The organism is Mycobacterium sp. NTMscope_Eco_3, assembly GCF_976985685.1.
The window spans coordinates 2,643,300-2,656,464 of sequence record NZ_CDRJYZ010000001.1 but is presented as its reverse complement, the minus strand read 5'-3'; the positions used below and the strand labels follow the sequence as shown (position 1 = coordinate 2,656,464).

Below are 13,165 nucleotides of genomic sequence, written 5' to 3'. Positions count from 1 at the left end.
GTTCGGATTGGCTGCCGACCACGATGCAGATCCTCGACTCCTGGTACGAGCAGCGCGATACCCGCTCAAGATGCGTCCGAGCGAATACTGTGAGCGCCACTGTTGAGCTGCCGGTGCTTTTGAGCAAATCGGCTAAACAATTAAACATTGAGTGGATTCGTTCTAGGATCCGGTAATGGACCTGAAACTCCAACGCATCGCCGCGTGGGGCGGCATCGCCATGCTCGCCCTGTTCTTTATCTTCTTCATGCTCATCGCAAAGCTGATCCCGCCGCTCTCGCCGACCGCCAGCGCTGCGGCCATCAAAGACTTCCTCATCGCCAACAAGCTGCGTGTACGCGTCGGTCTCGCCTTGAGCCTGCTAGCAGCCTGCGTCGCGTTACCTTGGTTGGCCACCATCTGCCTGCGCGTACGTCGCATCGAAGGCAAGTGGGGAGTGCTGTCGGTGACCCAGATCTTCGCTGGGGTCATCTTCGTACCAGGCTTCCTCTTTCCCATGATGGTGATGGCTGCAGCGGCCTTTCGTCCCGAAGAGCGCGATCCGCAGATCACCCAAGCCCTTAACGACGTGTTCTGGCTGATGTTCGTCGGGATCGTCGGGACCCTGCTGATCCAGGCCTTGGTCTTGACTTTGGCGTCTTTTCTCGATCGGACGGAACCGGAAACATTTCCGCGGTGGTTCGGCTACCTGAATGCGTGGTACGCGCTCCTGGCCTTGCCGGGTGGGGCGGTCATGATCTTCAACGACGGCCCGCTGGCTTGGAACGGGATTTTCGCCTTTTGGGTTCCGCTGGTGGCGTTCTCTGTGTGGATGATCGCGGTGACGGTGGTGTTGATCCAGTCGATCAGTGCGGAGCAGTCGGCGGAGCCGGTGACCGCCGCCGCGGCGTGACCGTCGAAGCGCCCTCGACCACTGCAGCGCCTGCCCGACGGCTCCCTGGCGAGAGTGGCACCTGGGTCTTCCTTCTCGGCGACATGCTGGTCTTCGGTGCGTTCTTCGCCACCTTCATGGTCGAGCGCGACAAGGCGCCCGAACTCTTTGATGCCGCGCGCAAGACGCTCCACCTCGGGGTCGGCCTCGCCAACACGCTGGTGCTGTTGACGAGCTCACTGTTCGTAGTTGTCGCGCTGGGAGCGCTGCGCTCGGGAGCGCATCGGCTAGCGCGCTCAGTCGTGTCGGGTGCGATCGCTTGCGGCGCAACGTTCATTGCGCTCAAGGCCCTCGAGTACTCCTCGTTGGTGGCGGATGGGCACGGAATCGGGGCGAACCACTTCTACCTCTACTACTTCATCCTCACCGGCGTGCACCTGTTCCACGTCTGCGTCGGCATGGGTGTCCTGACATTCCTGCTGACCCAGACTGGGCGGCCCGAGCTCGGTGCGACGCGGATGGCCGTCGTCGAGGGCGGAGCCTGCTTCTGGCATCTCGTCGACCTGCTGTGGATCGTGCTGTTTCCGTTGCTGTACCTGGTGGCCTGATGACCGGTCCGTCGGCCCTCACGTTCGTCCGCAGCCGCGCGGGACTGTCGTGGCTGGTTCTCATCGTGGCGACCCTGGTGTCGTACGCGTTGGGCGCCGACCACGGCACCGGATCGGTGATGGTGGTCGTAGTGCTCGCCATTGCCGCGATCAAGGTCCGGCTCGTCGGGCTCGACTTCATGGAACTGCGCAGTGCCCCAATACCATTGCGCCTGATCTTCGAGGGTTACTGCCTCGGGCTGTGGGCTGTGCTGTCCGGGCTGTATCTGTTCGGTTGAGCCGATGGCAGGCTGGTGGATTCCTACACGTCCCAGGTCAGAGGAAGGGTCGTGAGGCCGAGTTGCCCACCTGTCTCGAGCAGTTGGGCATCGGGTTCGAGGCGGTAGTTCGGGATGCGCTTGTGCCACTCTTCCATCGCGATTTTGAGCTCCCGCCGGGCGAGGTGAGAGCCCAGGCAGCGATGTGGCCCCGCGCCGAAGGCAATGTGATTGTTGGGCTTACGTTCGATGTCGATAGTGCGGGCATCATTGAATGCGGCGTCGTCACGCGTCGCGGCGCTGAGCGGGATGTTGACCATGTCGCCCGCTTTGAACGGGCAGCCCTGGACTTCGATGTCCTCGGTGACCTTGCGGGCCGGGATGACGATCGCGTACGCGCGCACGAATTCCTCGACGGCAGTGGGTATGAGGTCGGGTTGCTGCAGAATTCGTTCGCGGTGATCTGGGGTGCGGGCCAAGTGCAGGAAGATCCAGCCCAACGTGGCTGACACGGTGTCCAACCCGGCCATGAACATCAAGAGGCAGAAGGACAGTAGGTCGGCGTCGGTGACAGGTTCACCGTCGATCTCATAGGTGAGGGCCCTGCTGACGATGTCATCGCGCGGCTCGAGGCGGCGGTCGGCGATGATCGCCGCGAAGCGTTGCATCACCGCCATGGACGCTTCAGATCTCCGGTTCATTCCCTCTTCGTCGTGGGATATGTGCAGGATCGCGTGTTCCCACTCCATGAACTGATCCAGTTCATCGATCGGCAATCCCATCATCTCCAGAAAGATGGTGGTGGGAAATTGCTGGGCGAAGTCGGCCATGAAATCGCACGCCCCTTTGTCGGCGATCGCTTCGATGAGGTCGATGGCACGCTGTCGCACGGCGTCGTCGAGCCGTTCCACCGCTCCTGGAGAGAACAGTGGACCAAGCTGCCGGCGCCACTGCTTGTGTTCGTCACCATCGAGCATCTCGGGAATCCACTTGTATTGCGGATCGGGATCGAGCGCAGTGACGACGCTGTTGGAGAACACTTGAGGGTTCTGCAGGATCGCCAGAATCCCTTCATAATTGACGACTGTCCAGAACCCCGGGCCGAATTCGTTTCGGTACCAGAGGAATTGATCCCGCAGCTCATCGTAAGTGCGCATCCAGGTGCCTGCGGGCCTGGGCTCCGTGTAGTCGAAGTTGAGCACAGGGCACTTATCGGTCCGGTTGTCGGTAGTAGTCACGATTGATCCTCTTCCACGTTGTTTCTCACGGTCTTGGTCATCCGTTGCGAATTGCTGCGGCAAGTGTCTGCGGCGCGTCGATCATGACGAAGGTGGAGCAGTCCGGGACCTCGATCAACGAGGCGTTCGGGAAGGCGTCACGCAGGCGGTGTGCATGCTCGAGGGGGAACAGCTTGTCATCGGTACCCCACGCCAGGGTGACGGGCCTGTCGAACGCCTGGATCGCCGGCGCGGCACGCAGCGTCAGCGCCGGATCCAGTGAGGCAGTCACCGTGACGGCGTCGCGCCGGGCCGCGCCGCTCGTGGCGAAGGCCCCGAAGATCTGGCGTTGTCGCTGCGCTGCCGGCGGGTGCTTGGACACCGCCTTGAGGAAGAAGTCCTGTCCGGGTCCGGTGGCCAGCAGACGCAGAATTCCGCCACCCACCGCGGAGCTGAACCGGCACAACTTCACGATCTGCGCGAAGGATCCTGGCGGAAAGTGTTCGTAGCTATCGCAATTGGTGAGCACCAGGCGGGCAATACGGGTCGTGTCCAGCGTTGGATCACCCAACGACGCAAGAACTAAGCCGCCGCCGGTGTCGTTGGCCACCACGGTGACGTCGCTGAGTTCCAGAGCCTCCATGAAGTGCACGATGCGTCGAGAGGCGGCTTCTGCGCCGAGGTCGGCGCCATCGGTCTTCGTACTGTGCGCACCCAACGGCCATGTCGGGGCGATGCAGCGAAAGCCTTCGCCTAGTTCGGCCACGACGTCGTTCCACAGGGCCCCGGTGACGTACACGCCGTGCACGAAAAGGACCGTCGGTCCGGCTCCGGTGTCGATGTAATCGACGTCCAGCCCGTCGACACGGACGGTGTGGTCTGTCATTGCGACCTTCCCTCGTTCAGATCGGGAGTTCAAGCGCGCGAATGCTGTTCTCCCACATATAGCGAGCTCGCGCCGATGCGAAGCATGGCGGACGTGCGACATGCTAAGCACATACCATGTGTATGCATGATTACATGCAGCAAGTATGTTCAGATGGGTGCGGCGTGTCAATGCTTTACCGGAGGTCGAGGGGCGAAAATAACTCGCTTCCCCGCATCACCGTTGCGGCGCGGATGCTCCTAGCCCGGCCAGCAGTTGGCTGATAGCCGCGATGCCCTGCTCGCGGGCGGCCATGGGATCGGGCGAGTTCGCGATTACCAGCGCGGCCTCGTCCACGGCCGCCAACAGGACGTGCGCTAGGACGATCAGGGGCTGCGCCGGTAGCGAACCTTCGAGGACAGCGCGTTCGAGCAGTCCGTGAATGGCCCCGACACCGTATCGGCCTTCGAGTTGACGCCAGGTCTGCCAGCCCAACACCGCCGGCCCATCGATGAGCAAAATGCGCTGTACCTCAGGGGTAAGCGAGGCGTCGAGGAATTTCAGTAGGCCGGAGCGCAGCCGCCCGAGTGCGTCGCCAGCGCCGTCCGCGCCGCCGGCTGCGGCGAGCAGATCCTCTTCCACCTGCTCGAAAACCGCTTGGAACAGAGCGCGCTTGCCGCCGAAGTGGTGATAAAGCGCTCCACGGGTGCCGACGCCGGATGCGGTCACGATCTCCTCGGTCCCGGTGTCGAAATAGCCCTTCTCGACGAACAGTCTTCGGGCCGCACCGATCAACGCCGAGCGGGTGGCTTCGGCCTGTACTGCTCGGGGAGTCTTCGCGGCGGTTGCCGACTGTTGACGACGGGGCACGCGCTCAGTATATTCCCATACAGTTTGTAGGTGAAATACATTCAATCTGTATGTCAAGATCCCTCGGGAAGAGGCTCACCATGACCGATCCGATCCAGCTCGTTGACGCCTTCTGTGGCTTGATGGAGCAGCGCGACGTGGCGGCCCTGAAGCCGTATCTAGCCGATGACGCGGTTTATCAGAACGTCGGGATGCCGGCGAGCGTCGGCGCCGACGCGATCGCCGAAAATCTCGGCCAGCAGTTCGCCGTATTCCCCGATTCCTACGCCTATCAGATGATCAACATCGCCGCCTCGGGTGACACCGTGCTCACCGAGCGTCTCGACATGATCAAGACGCCGGCCGGCGACGTGGTGGGAGTTCCTGTCATGGGGACCTTCGTGGTGCGCGGCGGCAAGATCGCCCGCTGGACCGACTACTGGGACACCGGCCTGCCGGTCAAGATGATGACCGGCGAAGACATTTCCGACTTGGTGCCCAGCGACTATCTGTCGGTCTGAGGACCGCGATCGCAGAGCAGTCGAGACCCCGTGCTCTGGCCCGCAGACGCAGGTACACGACGACAACAACGCAAGCTGAGAGGAACATGGGCATGGACCGTGACCCCGAGGTACAACGCCTCATCGACGAGGCGGCCATACGCCGCCTGCTGGCGCAGTACCCGCGAGCGATCGACCGGCAAGATCACGAGCTTCTCGCATCGCTGTTTCATCCCGACGCGATCGACGAGCATGGCCCGATCAATGGCCCTGCAACCGATTTCGTGAACTTCATGAAGACCGGAAGCGTGGAGGGCCACCACTGGATGCATCACAACGGAACACAGTTGATCGACATCGACGGCGACGTCGCGCACACCGAGACCTACACCCTGGCGTTCTATCGGGAGCCAGACGACGACGGCAACCGGGGCAACCGCGAAGTTTTTCTGCGCGTCCGGTACCTCGACAAGATCGAACGGCGCGATGGGCAGTGGCGAATCGCTCACCGCAAGGTCGCCTTCTCGCCCTGTCACATACTCACCATCACCGAGGACTACCCCATGTGGGAGGGCACGATTCTCGAGGGCATGGTCGGCGCCGACGCCAGCTACCACCGCTAGGAGATCGAGAGATGCAGACCACGACAGACCCTCAGCAGTCGGCGGGCTTCTACGAATCGGCGCCGATGGCGCTGGATCGCAGCGCGGGTTGGCGATATGTCCGAGAACGTGGCGACGTCTTCGAAGCCGACGGCATGTGGTACCTGACCAGCCTGGAAGCCGTCCGATTCGCCCAACACCATCCCGAGATCTTCTCCTCGGCAGGCGGATACGACGTCGGCAGCCCGATACCCATGGTGCCGTTGATGATTGATCCCCCCGACCACGCCCGCTACCGCCGCCTCCTCGACCCCATGCTGTCGCCACGCGTGATCAACAACATCGAGGACAACCTCCGCGAGCAAGCCGCGCAACTGGTGAAACCCCTTGCCGATAAAGGACAGTGCGACGTCATCACCGACATCGCCGAGCTGTTCCCCACACAGGTACTGCTCACCCTGTTCGGGCTACCCGTCGCAGATCGAGATAAATTTCGCGTGTGGTCGGACACCCTGACCTCCGACGCCGCCAAGAGCGAGGCCACACAAGCACAACTCGAGGCCGGCGCGGCGCTCCTCGGGTACCTCCAGGAGCATGTCAGCTCAAAACGGAGCCACCCCGGCAGCGATGACATGATCGGTCACCTGCTGGCCGTATCCGAAGACGAGGGCCTCAACGACCTCGACATACTTGGCATGTGCTTCCTGTTTGTCCTCGCCGCGCTGGACACCACCACCGGTGCCATCGGCTTCACGATGTACCACCTGGCGCGACGTCCCGACCTACGCCGCGCGGTCATCGACGATCCGGCTCTGATCACCCCCCTCGTCGAAGAAATTCTGCGCCTCGAACTGCCCGCTCCAATGGTTCCGCGGCGGACCACCCAGGATGTCGAGGTCGCCGGTGTCACCATTCCGGCGGGATCGAAAGTTCACATCTGTATGGCCACCGCGAACCGGGAAGGCAGCGACGGATCGGCGCCAGACGACATCGACCTGTCCGCGGCCGGACGCGGCCATCTGAGCTTCGGAGGCGGTATACACCGCTGCCTGGGTTCACATCTGGCGCGCCGGGAACTACGCCTGATCGTCGAGGAATTCCACGCTCGAATCTCCGAATACGAGATTCCGGACGGATATGAGCCTCGAATTGCCTGGCCCACAGGGACATACCATCTGGAAAGCCTGCCCCTCGTCTTTGGGCGCGGGAGATGACGAAGCTCCAGATCGACCCGAACAGGTGTGTGGGGCACGGCCAGTGCTACCTCGCCGTGCCTGATCTCATTGAGGACGACGACCGGGGCCTAGCCCACGTCCAAGGGGACGGTTACGTGCCGCCAGATCGACTCGAATCGCTGCAACGGGCACAGAAGCTCTGCCCGGAACGGGCGGTGCTGCTCACCGAGGATGTGCCGGACGCGCGCGAGTCATCTGACCACTGAAAAAGGGGATGTGGGCTGTGCTGTCCGGGCTGTACTTGTTCGGTCGACCGGTCAGTGCGACCGAACGCCGAAGTCGATGTCCTGGATGCCGTTGAACGGCGTGAAGCCGTCCTTGCCCAACCATGACGGGCTGGCGCTGTGCCCGGGCTCCGGCCGCGCCCAGTCGACCCACGGCCCCCAGTCCTCGCGGCGCAGTTGCTGTTCCAGCGTCTGCGGATGTCTCTTCGCGGCCGCGGAGTAGCGCCGAGCAAACTCCTTCATCTCGGCCATCACCCAGACGTCCTCCTCGGAACGCCACTTTCCGTCGCCGGCGTACTCGATGAACTGGTAGGACGGGAAGTCGATGGGCGGTGCGCCGGGTTCCGGATTGTCGGCACGATTGAACACCTTGTAGGCGACCCGCGACCCGTCGATGACGTAGAAGATTAGCGGGCTGTAGACCTGCGGCGCGGCACCCATCGTGCCTTCGAGGAATTTGGTGATCTCGTCGGGACCGGTGAAGGTTCCGTAAAAGTGGTCGAAGTAGGTCGCGTCGTCGGTGAACAGGTTGGCCCAGGCCGCCCAGTCCTCGAGCACGGGGCCGGTCATGAAGTAGCGTCGGAACTCTCGCTCGACTTCTTCGATGTCTGCCACGGTCGTTAACCTCCGAGTCGTAGTCCTGTGTTGCGGGTGCCGAATATCTCAGTGGCCATGATGGCGCCGAGTTTGCCTGCGTCCCAGCGCTTCTGGCCGTTAGATGCCGATGCTGCCGGATGCCAGCCTTTGAGCAGCTGAAGGTGTTCACCCATGGCCCGTATCACCTGACCGCTGACGTGTCCGGCCTCCGGGCTGGCCAGCCAGGCCACCACCGGGGAGCCGAGCGACGGATCCTTGGGATCGAACTCGTCCTCCGATCGTTCGTCGGGTTCGATGGGCGCCTGCGCTCCTGGCATCGACGCCGACATCCGGGTGCGTCCACCCGGGCTGATCGCGTTCACGGTAGCGCCGATCGACGCCAACTCGAGGCTCAGCGTCTGGGTCAATCCCACGATCGCCGACTTCGCGGTGCTGTAGTTGGTCTGTCCGAAGTGACCGTGCAAGCCTGCTCCGGAGGTGGTGTTGATGATGCGTCCGTACACCTTCCCGCCTGATTCCTTGGATTCCGCACGCCATTTGCGGGCAACGGCGCGGCTGGTGAGCCAGCTGCCGCGGACGTGCACCCGCATCACCAGGTCGAAGTCGTCGACGCTCATGTTCCAGATCGCCTTGTCGCGCACGATGCCCGCGTTGTTGACGACGATGTCTAGGCGGCCGAGCTGCGAGTAAGCACGCTCCACCGCGAGGTCGACCTGCTCCTCGTCGCCCACGTCGCTGAAGTCGGAAACCGCTTTCCCGCCCCGACTTTCGATGATCGCCACCACCTCGTCGGCAACTTTTCCGGTGCCCTCACCGGACAGACTGGTGCCGAGATCGTTGACGATCACGGTGGCGCCGTGCTTGGCCAGCTCAAGCGCGTGACCACGGCCGATGCCATGGCCTGCGCCGGTCACCAGGGCGACCTTGCCCTCGAGTAGTCCTGTCACTGGTTCTCCTCGCTAGGTGTGAACACCGTCAAGTAGGGACTTTCGGAATCGTCCTCGTCGACCGCACGAAACAACGCCGTGACCGGCATCCCGACCCGCAGCCGATCCGGCTCGACGCCGTCGATCGTCGTCATGAGCCGTGGCCCCTCGTCCAGTTCGACGATCGCAGCTACGTAAGGCAGCCGCTCCTTGAAGGGGGGCAGATCATTCACGTACACAGTCGAATACGTGTAGAGCGTTCCGAATCCGCTTGCCTGAACGGGGTGGACGTCCTCGCTCCAGCAGTACGGACAGAACGGTCGCGGGTAGTGGTGGACCTTGCCGCAGGCCGTGCATTCGGTGATCAGCAGTCGACCTTGCCGAGCCGCCTCCCAGTAGGAAGCACTTGCGGCGTCAATCGTCGGTATATCTGCCCTTGCCACGGTCATCACCAACCGGTGAACTCGGTCGGACGCTTCTCGACGAACGCCTGCACGCCCTCCTTGGAGTCGTGCGAGTACGACTGGAGTTCCTGCGCCATCGCCTCCGCGACGAACGCGCCCGGCCGGTCGGTGTCGGGGGAGTCGTTGAGCAACCGCTTGGTGAACGCGATGGCACTGGTCGGTGCGCCGGCCAGCCGTCCCGCGAAGTCGGCGACGGTGGAATCGAAGTCCTCGACGCTCACCACCCGGTTCACCAGCCCCAGCTCCAACGCCTCAGAGGCCGTGAGTCGTTCGCCGAAGAACGTCATTTCCTTAGCCTTCTGCATGCCGATGCGGCGAGGCAGCAGGTAGCACCCACCGCCGTCGACGACGAGCCCGCGTTTGACGAAAGACTCTGCGAAGTAGGCGTTTTCGGTGGCAATCACTAGATCGGAGGCGTAGACGACGTGCGCCCCAAGCCCGGTCGCGGCCCCGTGCACCGCGGCGATCACCGGCTTGTTGCAGTCCAGGACACAGGCCACCAACTTCTGGGCCCCGTTCATGATGCGCCGCATGGGCTCCATCACCCGTTTCTCGCTCTGCGCGCGCCGTTCGGCCAGCGAGCCCACGTCGGCCCCGGAGCAGAAGTGTTTGCCGTTGGCGCGCAAAACAACCACGCGCACCTTCTCGTCGGCGTCGGCGGCGGCCAGCAACGCGATGAGCGTGTCGCGGTCGTCGGGCCGGACTGCGTTGGCGGCTTCGGGCCGGTTCAGGGTGATGGTCATGACTCCGTCGGTGATGTCCGACAGGACCGTTTGGGGTGTGCTCACGGTGTGTAGGTCGCCTTCAGATGTTTGATGCCGTTGACGAAATTCGACCTCAGCATGACTGGCTCACCTGCCGCCGTGATGTCGGGGTATCGCGCATAAAGCATCTCGAAGGCCACATTCAACTCGAGGCGGGCCAGGTGAGCGCCCAGGCAGAAGTGCGGACCCGGACCACCGAAGGCAATGTGGTTGTTGGGTTTCCGCGCGATGTCAAAGGTCTCGGGCTCGCTGAACACCGCAGGGTCGCGATTGGCGGCTGGGTACCAGAGGACGACCTTGTCGCCCGCGTTGAAGGTATGGGTGACCTGGCCATCCTCATCGGTGAGCGTCACCCCGTCGCGGGTCACGGTGCGGCGCATGTGGATCACCGGACTGGCGTACCGCAGAATCTCTTCGATGGCTGTCGGCGCCAACTCCTCGTAGTTGGCCAGCAGCCTGTCGCGTTGGTCGGGATGCTCGCTCAGGATCAGCAGGCCATGGGTGAGCGCATTGCGCGTGGTCTCATTGCCCGCACCGATCAGCAGGATGAAGAACTTGGCCAACTCCTGCGGGGTCAGGTTCTCCTCGTCCGAGGTGACCAGCTTGCTGATCACATCGTCACGGGGATTGGTTATGCGATCTTCGGCGATGCCCTTGAGCAGTTCGATGAGTCGCTCGCTCGTCTCGGTCACCGCCTTCTCGATGCCGGACACGGTCTGGTCGGGAACATACTCGGGGTCCGATGCGCCGAGTACGACGTTCGTGGCGCGCACGATGAACTGCTCGTGCTCGCGCGGCACACCGAGCATGTTGTCGATGATGCGCAGCGGCAGCAGGGTGGCGAACGACGAGACGAAGTCGCACTCGCCCGAGCGCGGCATCTCCTCGAGGATCTCGGCGGTGGTCTCCTGCACCTGGCTGCGGAGTTCGGACAGGATCCGGGGACTGAAGCCCCTCGAGACGATCTTGCGGAGCCGTTGGTGTTCGGGATCGTCCATGTCGATGATCGAGCCCCGGTATTCGCGCATTTCGGCGGTCTGGTCGAAAATCTGGGTGCCCTGCCCGGAAGCGAACTCGGCGGGGCGACGGCTGATGGCAATGACGTCGCGGTGCGATCCGACCGCCCAGAATCCGCGCACTCGCGGGGAGTCGGGACGGTTGGTACGGACGAACACCGGGCCCCCAGCCTCGCGGAGGCGTCGGTACAGCTCCGTCCGGTCGCCTGGCCGCTCCTGCCACCACTGCAGGTCGATCAGCGGGGCGAAGTGCTGCTCATCGATGTCCGTCGCGCTCACAGCATCCGATTCTGGCACTCATGTCACTTTTAGGCAACGTCGCAGTACCGGCCGATATAAGCGGTTGACTTCCAATCACACTCTTGAACACAGGAGTCATCTAACATTAGCGTCACTACTGGGGTCCGGGCGCACCGAGCCGGGCCGACGGCAAGATTGGGGAGTGCAGATGACGTTACGGGTCGGCATCATCGGCGTCGGCTGGGGTGCCCATGTGCAGGTGCCGGGATTCCGGGCGGCCAAGGGTTTCGAGCCCGTGGCACTCTGCGCACGCACTCCGGAGCGCCTCGAACGGGTGGCCACCAAGCTGGGCATCGAAGAGACCTCGACCGATTGGAAGTCGTTCGTTACGCGAGACGACCTCGACGTCATCTCGGTCGCGACGCCGACGACCCTGCACCACGACATGACGCTGGCCGCGCTGGCCGCAGGTAAGCCCGTGCTGTGCGAGAAGCCGCTTGCCGGTGACCTGGATGCGGCCCGTGACATGGTGCGCGCCGCCGCCGAGGCCAACGTGCCCACCGCCTGTTGCTTCGAGAACCGGTGGAACCCAGACTGGTTGGCCGTCGCGGACCGGGTGCGTTCCGGCTGCCTGGGCACGCAGTACCTCGCGCGCGTGAGCCGCAGCGCATCGTATTGGCACCCGAGCCATCCCCTGCAGGCTCACTGGATGTACGACCGTGAGCAGGGCGGCGGATACCTGGCAGGCATGTTGGTGCACGATCTTGACTTCCTGTGCAGCTTGCTCGGTCGGCCGGTGTCGGTGTGCGCGGAGGTGCGCACCAGTGACCCCACTCGTGAGCTGCCCGACGGTGGGACGCTGCGCGTCACCGCCGACGACACCGCGGCGCTGCTGATGCGCATGGAGTCCGGGGTGACCGCTGTCCTGAGTGTTTCGGTGATGGGCGCCCACGCCGACCACTACCGACTGGAACTCTTCGGCTCCGACGGCACCATCATCGGTGACGGCGATTTACGCTCTGCGGCATATTATCTCGGCGCCGCGACTGACGACGGGCTGAGTCCGCTGACCGTCGACGACCGCGAGCCTGCGCATCCCGAGCGGCTCCCCGACGGGCTGGCGGGCCATGCCAGCCGGGCGATGGCGCTGATGCTGCAGGACTGGCTGCCCGCGTTCGACGGGGGTCCGAGCGAAGCTGCCACCTTCGAGGATGGACTGCTGTCACTCGCGGTGATCGACGCCGCGCACCGCTCCTCCGAGGGTGGCGGCTGGGAGCCCGTACAGGCCTGAGGCCCCTAGCAGTTGTGCCAGGCGGTCATCACGTCCCGGGTCGTCGGTGTGGGACCGAGTAGCCGGAGCGAATGGCGGAGCATGGCGTCGACGAATTCCGCTGGGAGCCCTGATACTCCGTCGCTGAGCACGGCGACGCGGTACCCGAGATTGACCGCCTCGATGGCCATGCCGATGATTGCCTCGTTCACCGACACCCCGCCGATCACGAGCGACTCGATGTCGAGGCTGCGCAGGATGGCGTCGAGGTCGGTGCCGGTAAAGGCGGACATGCCATGTCGGCGCGCATGCACGACGTCGGGTACTAAGGGCGCCAGTTCAGCGATGATCTCGGCCGCGGGACTGCCCTCCGCCATGTAGCTTGCGTCGTGTCCGAGCGTCGCGGCCAGTAGCGGAGTATTGATCCGGACGCCGACGTGATTGGCCCGGAACTGCAGGGTGGCATGAATGACAGGCACGTCGAGTTCGCGTGCCTGGGCGCAGAATTCAGCTAGCCTCGTTGGCAGTCGCGCGGCAGCGACCGCATCCGAGAGCTCACGCATTGCCTCTGGCGCCAGGTCGCCGACGATGCCGCGCTGCATCTCGGAGATGATGACGGCCGTGCCTCGGCGGGGGATCAGGTCAGACAGTCGCATGCGC

General features: G+C 63.7%; 17 protein-coding genes. 8 read left to right on the top strand and 9 right to left on the bottom strand.

The annotated features are described in order from the left end of the window. The first annotated feature begins 175 nt into the window (after positions 1 to 175). The 3 genes from AC0KTM_RS12155 to AC0KTM_RS12145 all read left to right on the top strand — a co-directional run bounded on the left by AC0KTM_RS12155 (position 176) and on the right by AC0KTM_RS12145 (position 1,757). Entirely contained in the window at positions 176 to 892 is a 717-nt protein-coding gene (locus tag AC0KTM_RS12155) for a hypothetical protein (RefSeq protein WP_472415609.1), read from the top strand. An 83-nt stretch (positions 893 to 975) separates the two neighbouring features. After that, a complete protein-coding gene (locus AC0KTM_RS12150; RefSeq protein WP_472415608.1) occupies positions 976 to 1,479 on the top strand; it encodes a cytochrome c oxidase subunit 3 in 504 nt (167 codons plus the stop codon). Next, positions 1,479 to 1,757, top strand: coding sequence for a cytochrome C oxidase subunit IV family protein (locus AC0KTM_RS12145; RefSeq protein WP_238955995.1), 279 nt, complete (start codon positions 1,479 to 1,481; stop codon positions 1,755 to 1,757). The genes AC0KTM_RS12150 and AC0KTM_RS12145 overlap by 1 nt, the downstream gene beginning before the upstream one ends. A 23-nt stretch (positions 1,758 to 1,780) precedes the next feature. On the opposite strand, the gene AC0KTM_RS12140 is transcribed toward AC0KTM_RS12145, so the two are convergent. The 3 genes from AC0KTM_RS12140 to AC0KTM_RS12130 form a co-directional block, all read right to left on the bottom strand. After that, entirely contained in the window at positions 1,781 to 3,037 is a 1,257-nt protein-coding gene (locus AC0KTM_RS12140; protein WP_472415607.1) for a cytochrome P450, read from the bottom strand. Next, positions 3,012 to 3,809, bottom strand: coding sequence for an alpha/beta fold hydrolase (locus AC0KTM_RS12135; protein ID WP_472417447.1), 798 nt, complete (start codon positions 3,807 to 3,809; stop codon positions 3,012 to 3,014). Before AC0KTM_RS12135 ends, AC0KTM_RS12140 begins: the two co-directional genes overlap by 26 nt. Positions 3,810 to 4,055: 246 nt before the next feature. Beyond that, complete coding sequence (locus tag AC0KTM_RS12130) at positions 4,056 to 4,688, bottom strand: TetR/AcrR family transcriptional regulator (RefSeq protein ID WP_472415606.1); 633 nt, start codon at positions 4,686 to 4,688, stop codon at positions 4,056 to 4,058. Positions 4,689 to 4,768: 80 nt separating this feature from the next. Here AC0KTM_RS12130 and AC0KTM_RS12125 point away from each other — a divergent pair, with 80 nt between their 5' ends. From AC0KTM_RS12125 to AC0KTM_RS12110, 4 genes are all read left to right on the top strand, one after another. Further along, positions 4,769 to 5,188: a limonene-1,2-epoxide hydrolase family protein gene (locus tag AC0KTM_RS12125; protein ID WP_472415605.1), complete on the top strand. Its 420-nt coding sequence runs from the start codon at positions 4,769 to 4,771 to the stop codon at positions 5,186 to 5,188. A 92-nt stretch (positions 5,189 to 5,280) separates the two neighbouring features. Next, a complete protein-coding gene (locus tag AC0KTM_RS12120) occupies positions 5,281 to 5,790 on the top strand; it encodes a nuclear transport factor 2 family protein (protein WP_472415604.1) in 510 nt (169 codons plus the stop codon). A gap of 11 nt (positions 5,791 to 5,801) precedes the next feature. Then, positions 5,802 to 6,983 (top strand): cytochrome P450, encoded by a 1,182-nt coding sequence (locus AC0KTM_RS12115; protein ID WP_472415603.1) that lies wholly within the window; start codon positions 5,802 to 5,804, stop codon positions 6,981 to 6,983. Further along, positions 6,980 to 7,210 (top strand): ferredoxin, encoded by a 231-nt coding sequence (locus AC0KTM_RS12110; RefSeq protein ID WP_472415602.1) that lies wholly within the window; start codon positions 6,980 to 6,982, stop codon positions 7,208 to 7,210. The genes AC0KTM_RS12115 and AC0KTM_RS12110 overlap by 4 nt, the downstream gene beginning before the upstream one ends. A 51-nt stretch (positions 7,211 to 7,261) precedes the next feature. On the opposite strand, the gene AC0KTM_RS12105 is transcribed toward AC0KTM_RS12110, so the two are convergent. From AC0KTM_RS12105 to AC0KTM_RS12085, 5 genes are read right to left on the bottom strand one after another with little or no spacing between them, the layout of a single operon-like run. After that, the gene (locus AC0KTM_RS12105) at positions 7,262 to 7,843 is read right to left on the bottom strand and encodes a YybH family protein (RefSeq protein WP_472415601.1); all 582 of its coding nucleotides are present in this window, start codon (positions 7,841 to 7,843) and stop codon (positions 7,262 to 7,264) included. Positions 7,844 to 7,848: 5 nt separating this feature from the next. After that, positions 7,849 to 8,772, bottom strand: coding sequence for an SDR family NAD(P)-dependent oxidoreductase (locus AC0KTM_RS12100; protein WP_064939830.1), 924 nt, complete (start codon positions 8,770 to 8,772; stop codon positions 7,849 to 7,851). Then, positions 8,769 to 9,200 carry a Zn-ribbon domain-containing OB-fold protein gene (locus AC0KTM_RS12095; RefSeq protein WP_472415600.1) on the bottom strand — a complete coding sequence of 144 codons (432 nt, stop codon included), beginning with the start codon at positions 9,198 to 9,200 and terminating at the stop codon, positions 8,769 to 8,771. The genes AC0KTM_RS12100 and AC0KTM_RS12095 overlap by 4 nt, the downstream gene beginning before the upstream one ends. Then, positions 9,200 to 10,003: an enoyl-CoA hydratase/isomerase family protein gene (locus AC0KTM_RS12090; protein WP_472415599.1), complete on the bottom strand. Its 804-nt coding sequence runs from the start codon at positions 10,001 to 10,003 to the stop codon at positions 9,200 to 9,202. The genes AC0KTM_RS12095 and AC0KTM_RS12090 overlap by 1 nt, the downstream gene beginning before the upstream one ends. Next, a complete protein-coding gene (locus AC0KTM_RS12085) occupies positions 10,000 to 11,274 on the bottom strand; it encodes a cytochrome P450 (protein ID WP_472415598.1) in 1,275 nt (424 codons plus the stop codon). Before AC0KTM_RS12085 ends, AC0KTM_RS12090 begins: the two co-directional genes overlap by 4 nt. A gap of 169 nt (positions 11,275 to 11,443) precedes the next feature. Between AC0KTM_RS12085 and AC0KTM_RS12080 the strand changes: the two genes are divergently transcribed. Further along, positions 11,444 to 12,526, top strand: a complete 1,083-nt coding sequence (locus tag AC0KTM_RS12080; RefSeq protein WP_472415597.1) for a Gfo/Idh/MocA family protein — start codon at positions 11,444 to 11,446, stop codon at positions 12,524 to 12,526. A gap of 5 nt (positions 12,527 to 12,531) precedes the next feature. Here the strand turns inward: AC0KTM_RS12080 and AC0KTM_RS12075 are convergent, their stop codons facing one another. Next, on the bottom strand, positions 12,532 to 13,161 hold the full coding sequence (locus AC0KTM_RS12075; protein WP_472415596.1) for a cysteine hydrolase family protein: 630 nt from the start codon (positions 13,159 to 13,161) through the stop codon (positions 12,532 to 12,534). Between the last annotated feature and the right edge of the window lie 4 nt (positions 13,162 to 13,165).

Bases quoted from the DNA above. Each gene is read 5' to 3' on its own strand.
- AC0KTM_RS12155 (WP_472415609.1), top strand. From the start codon at position 176: ATGGACCTGAAACTCCAACGCATCGCCGCGTGGGGCGGCATCGCCATG.
- AC0KTM_RS12150 (WP_472415608.1), top strand. From the start codon at position 976: ATGCTGGTCTTCGGTGCGTTCTTCGCCACCTTCATGGTCGAGCGCGAC.
- AC0KTM_RS12145 (WP_238955995.1), top strand. From the start codon at position 1,479: ATGACCGGTCCGTCGGCCCTCACGTTCGTCCGCAGCCGCGCGGGACTG.
- AC0KTM_RS12125 (WP_472415605.1), top strand. From the start codon at position 4,769: ATGACCGATCCGATCCAGCTCGTTGACGCCTTCTGTGGCTTGATGGAG.
- AC0KTM_RS12120 (WP_472415604.1), top strand. From the start codon at position 5,281: ATGGACCGTGACCCCGAGGTACAACGCCTCATCGACGAGGCGGCCATA.
- AC0KTM_RS12115 (WP_472415603.1), top strand. From the start codon at position 5,802: ATGCAGACCACGACAGACCCTCAGCAGTCGGCGGGCTTCTACGAATCG.
- AC0KTM_RS12110 (WP_472415602.1), top strand. From the start codon at position 6,980: ATGACGAAGCTCCAGATCGACCCGAACAGGTGTGTGGGGCACGGCCAG.
- AC0KTM_RS12095 (WP_472415600.1), bottom strand. From the start codon at position 9,200: ATGACCGTGGCAAGGGCAGATATACCGACGATTGACGCCGCAAGTGCT.
- AC0KTM_RS12080 (WP_472415597.1), top strand. From the start codon at position 11,444: ATGACGTTACGGGTCGGCATCATCGGCGTCGGCTGGGGTGCCCATGTG.
- AC0KTM_RS12075 (WP_472415596.1), bottom strand. From the start codon at position 13,161: ATGCGACTGTCTGACCTGATCCCCCGCCGAGGCACGGCCGTCATCATC.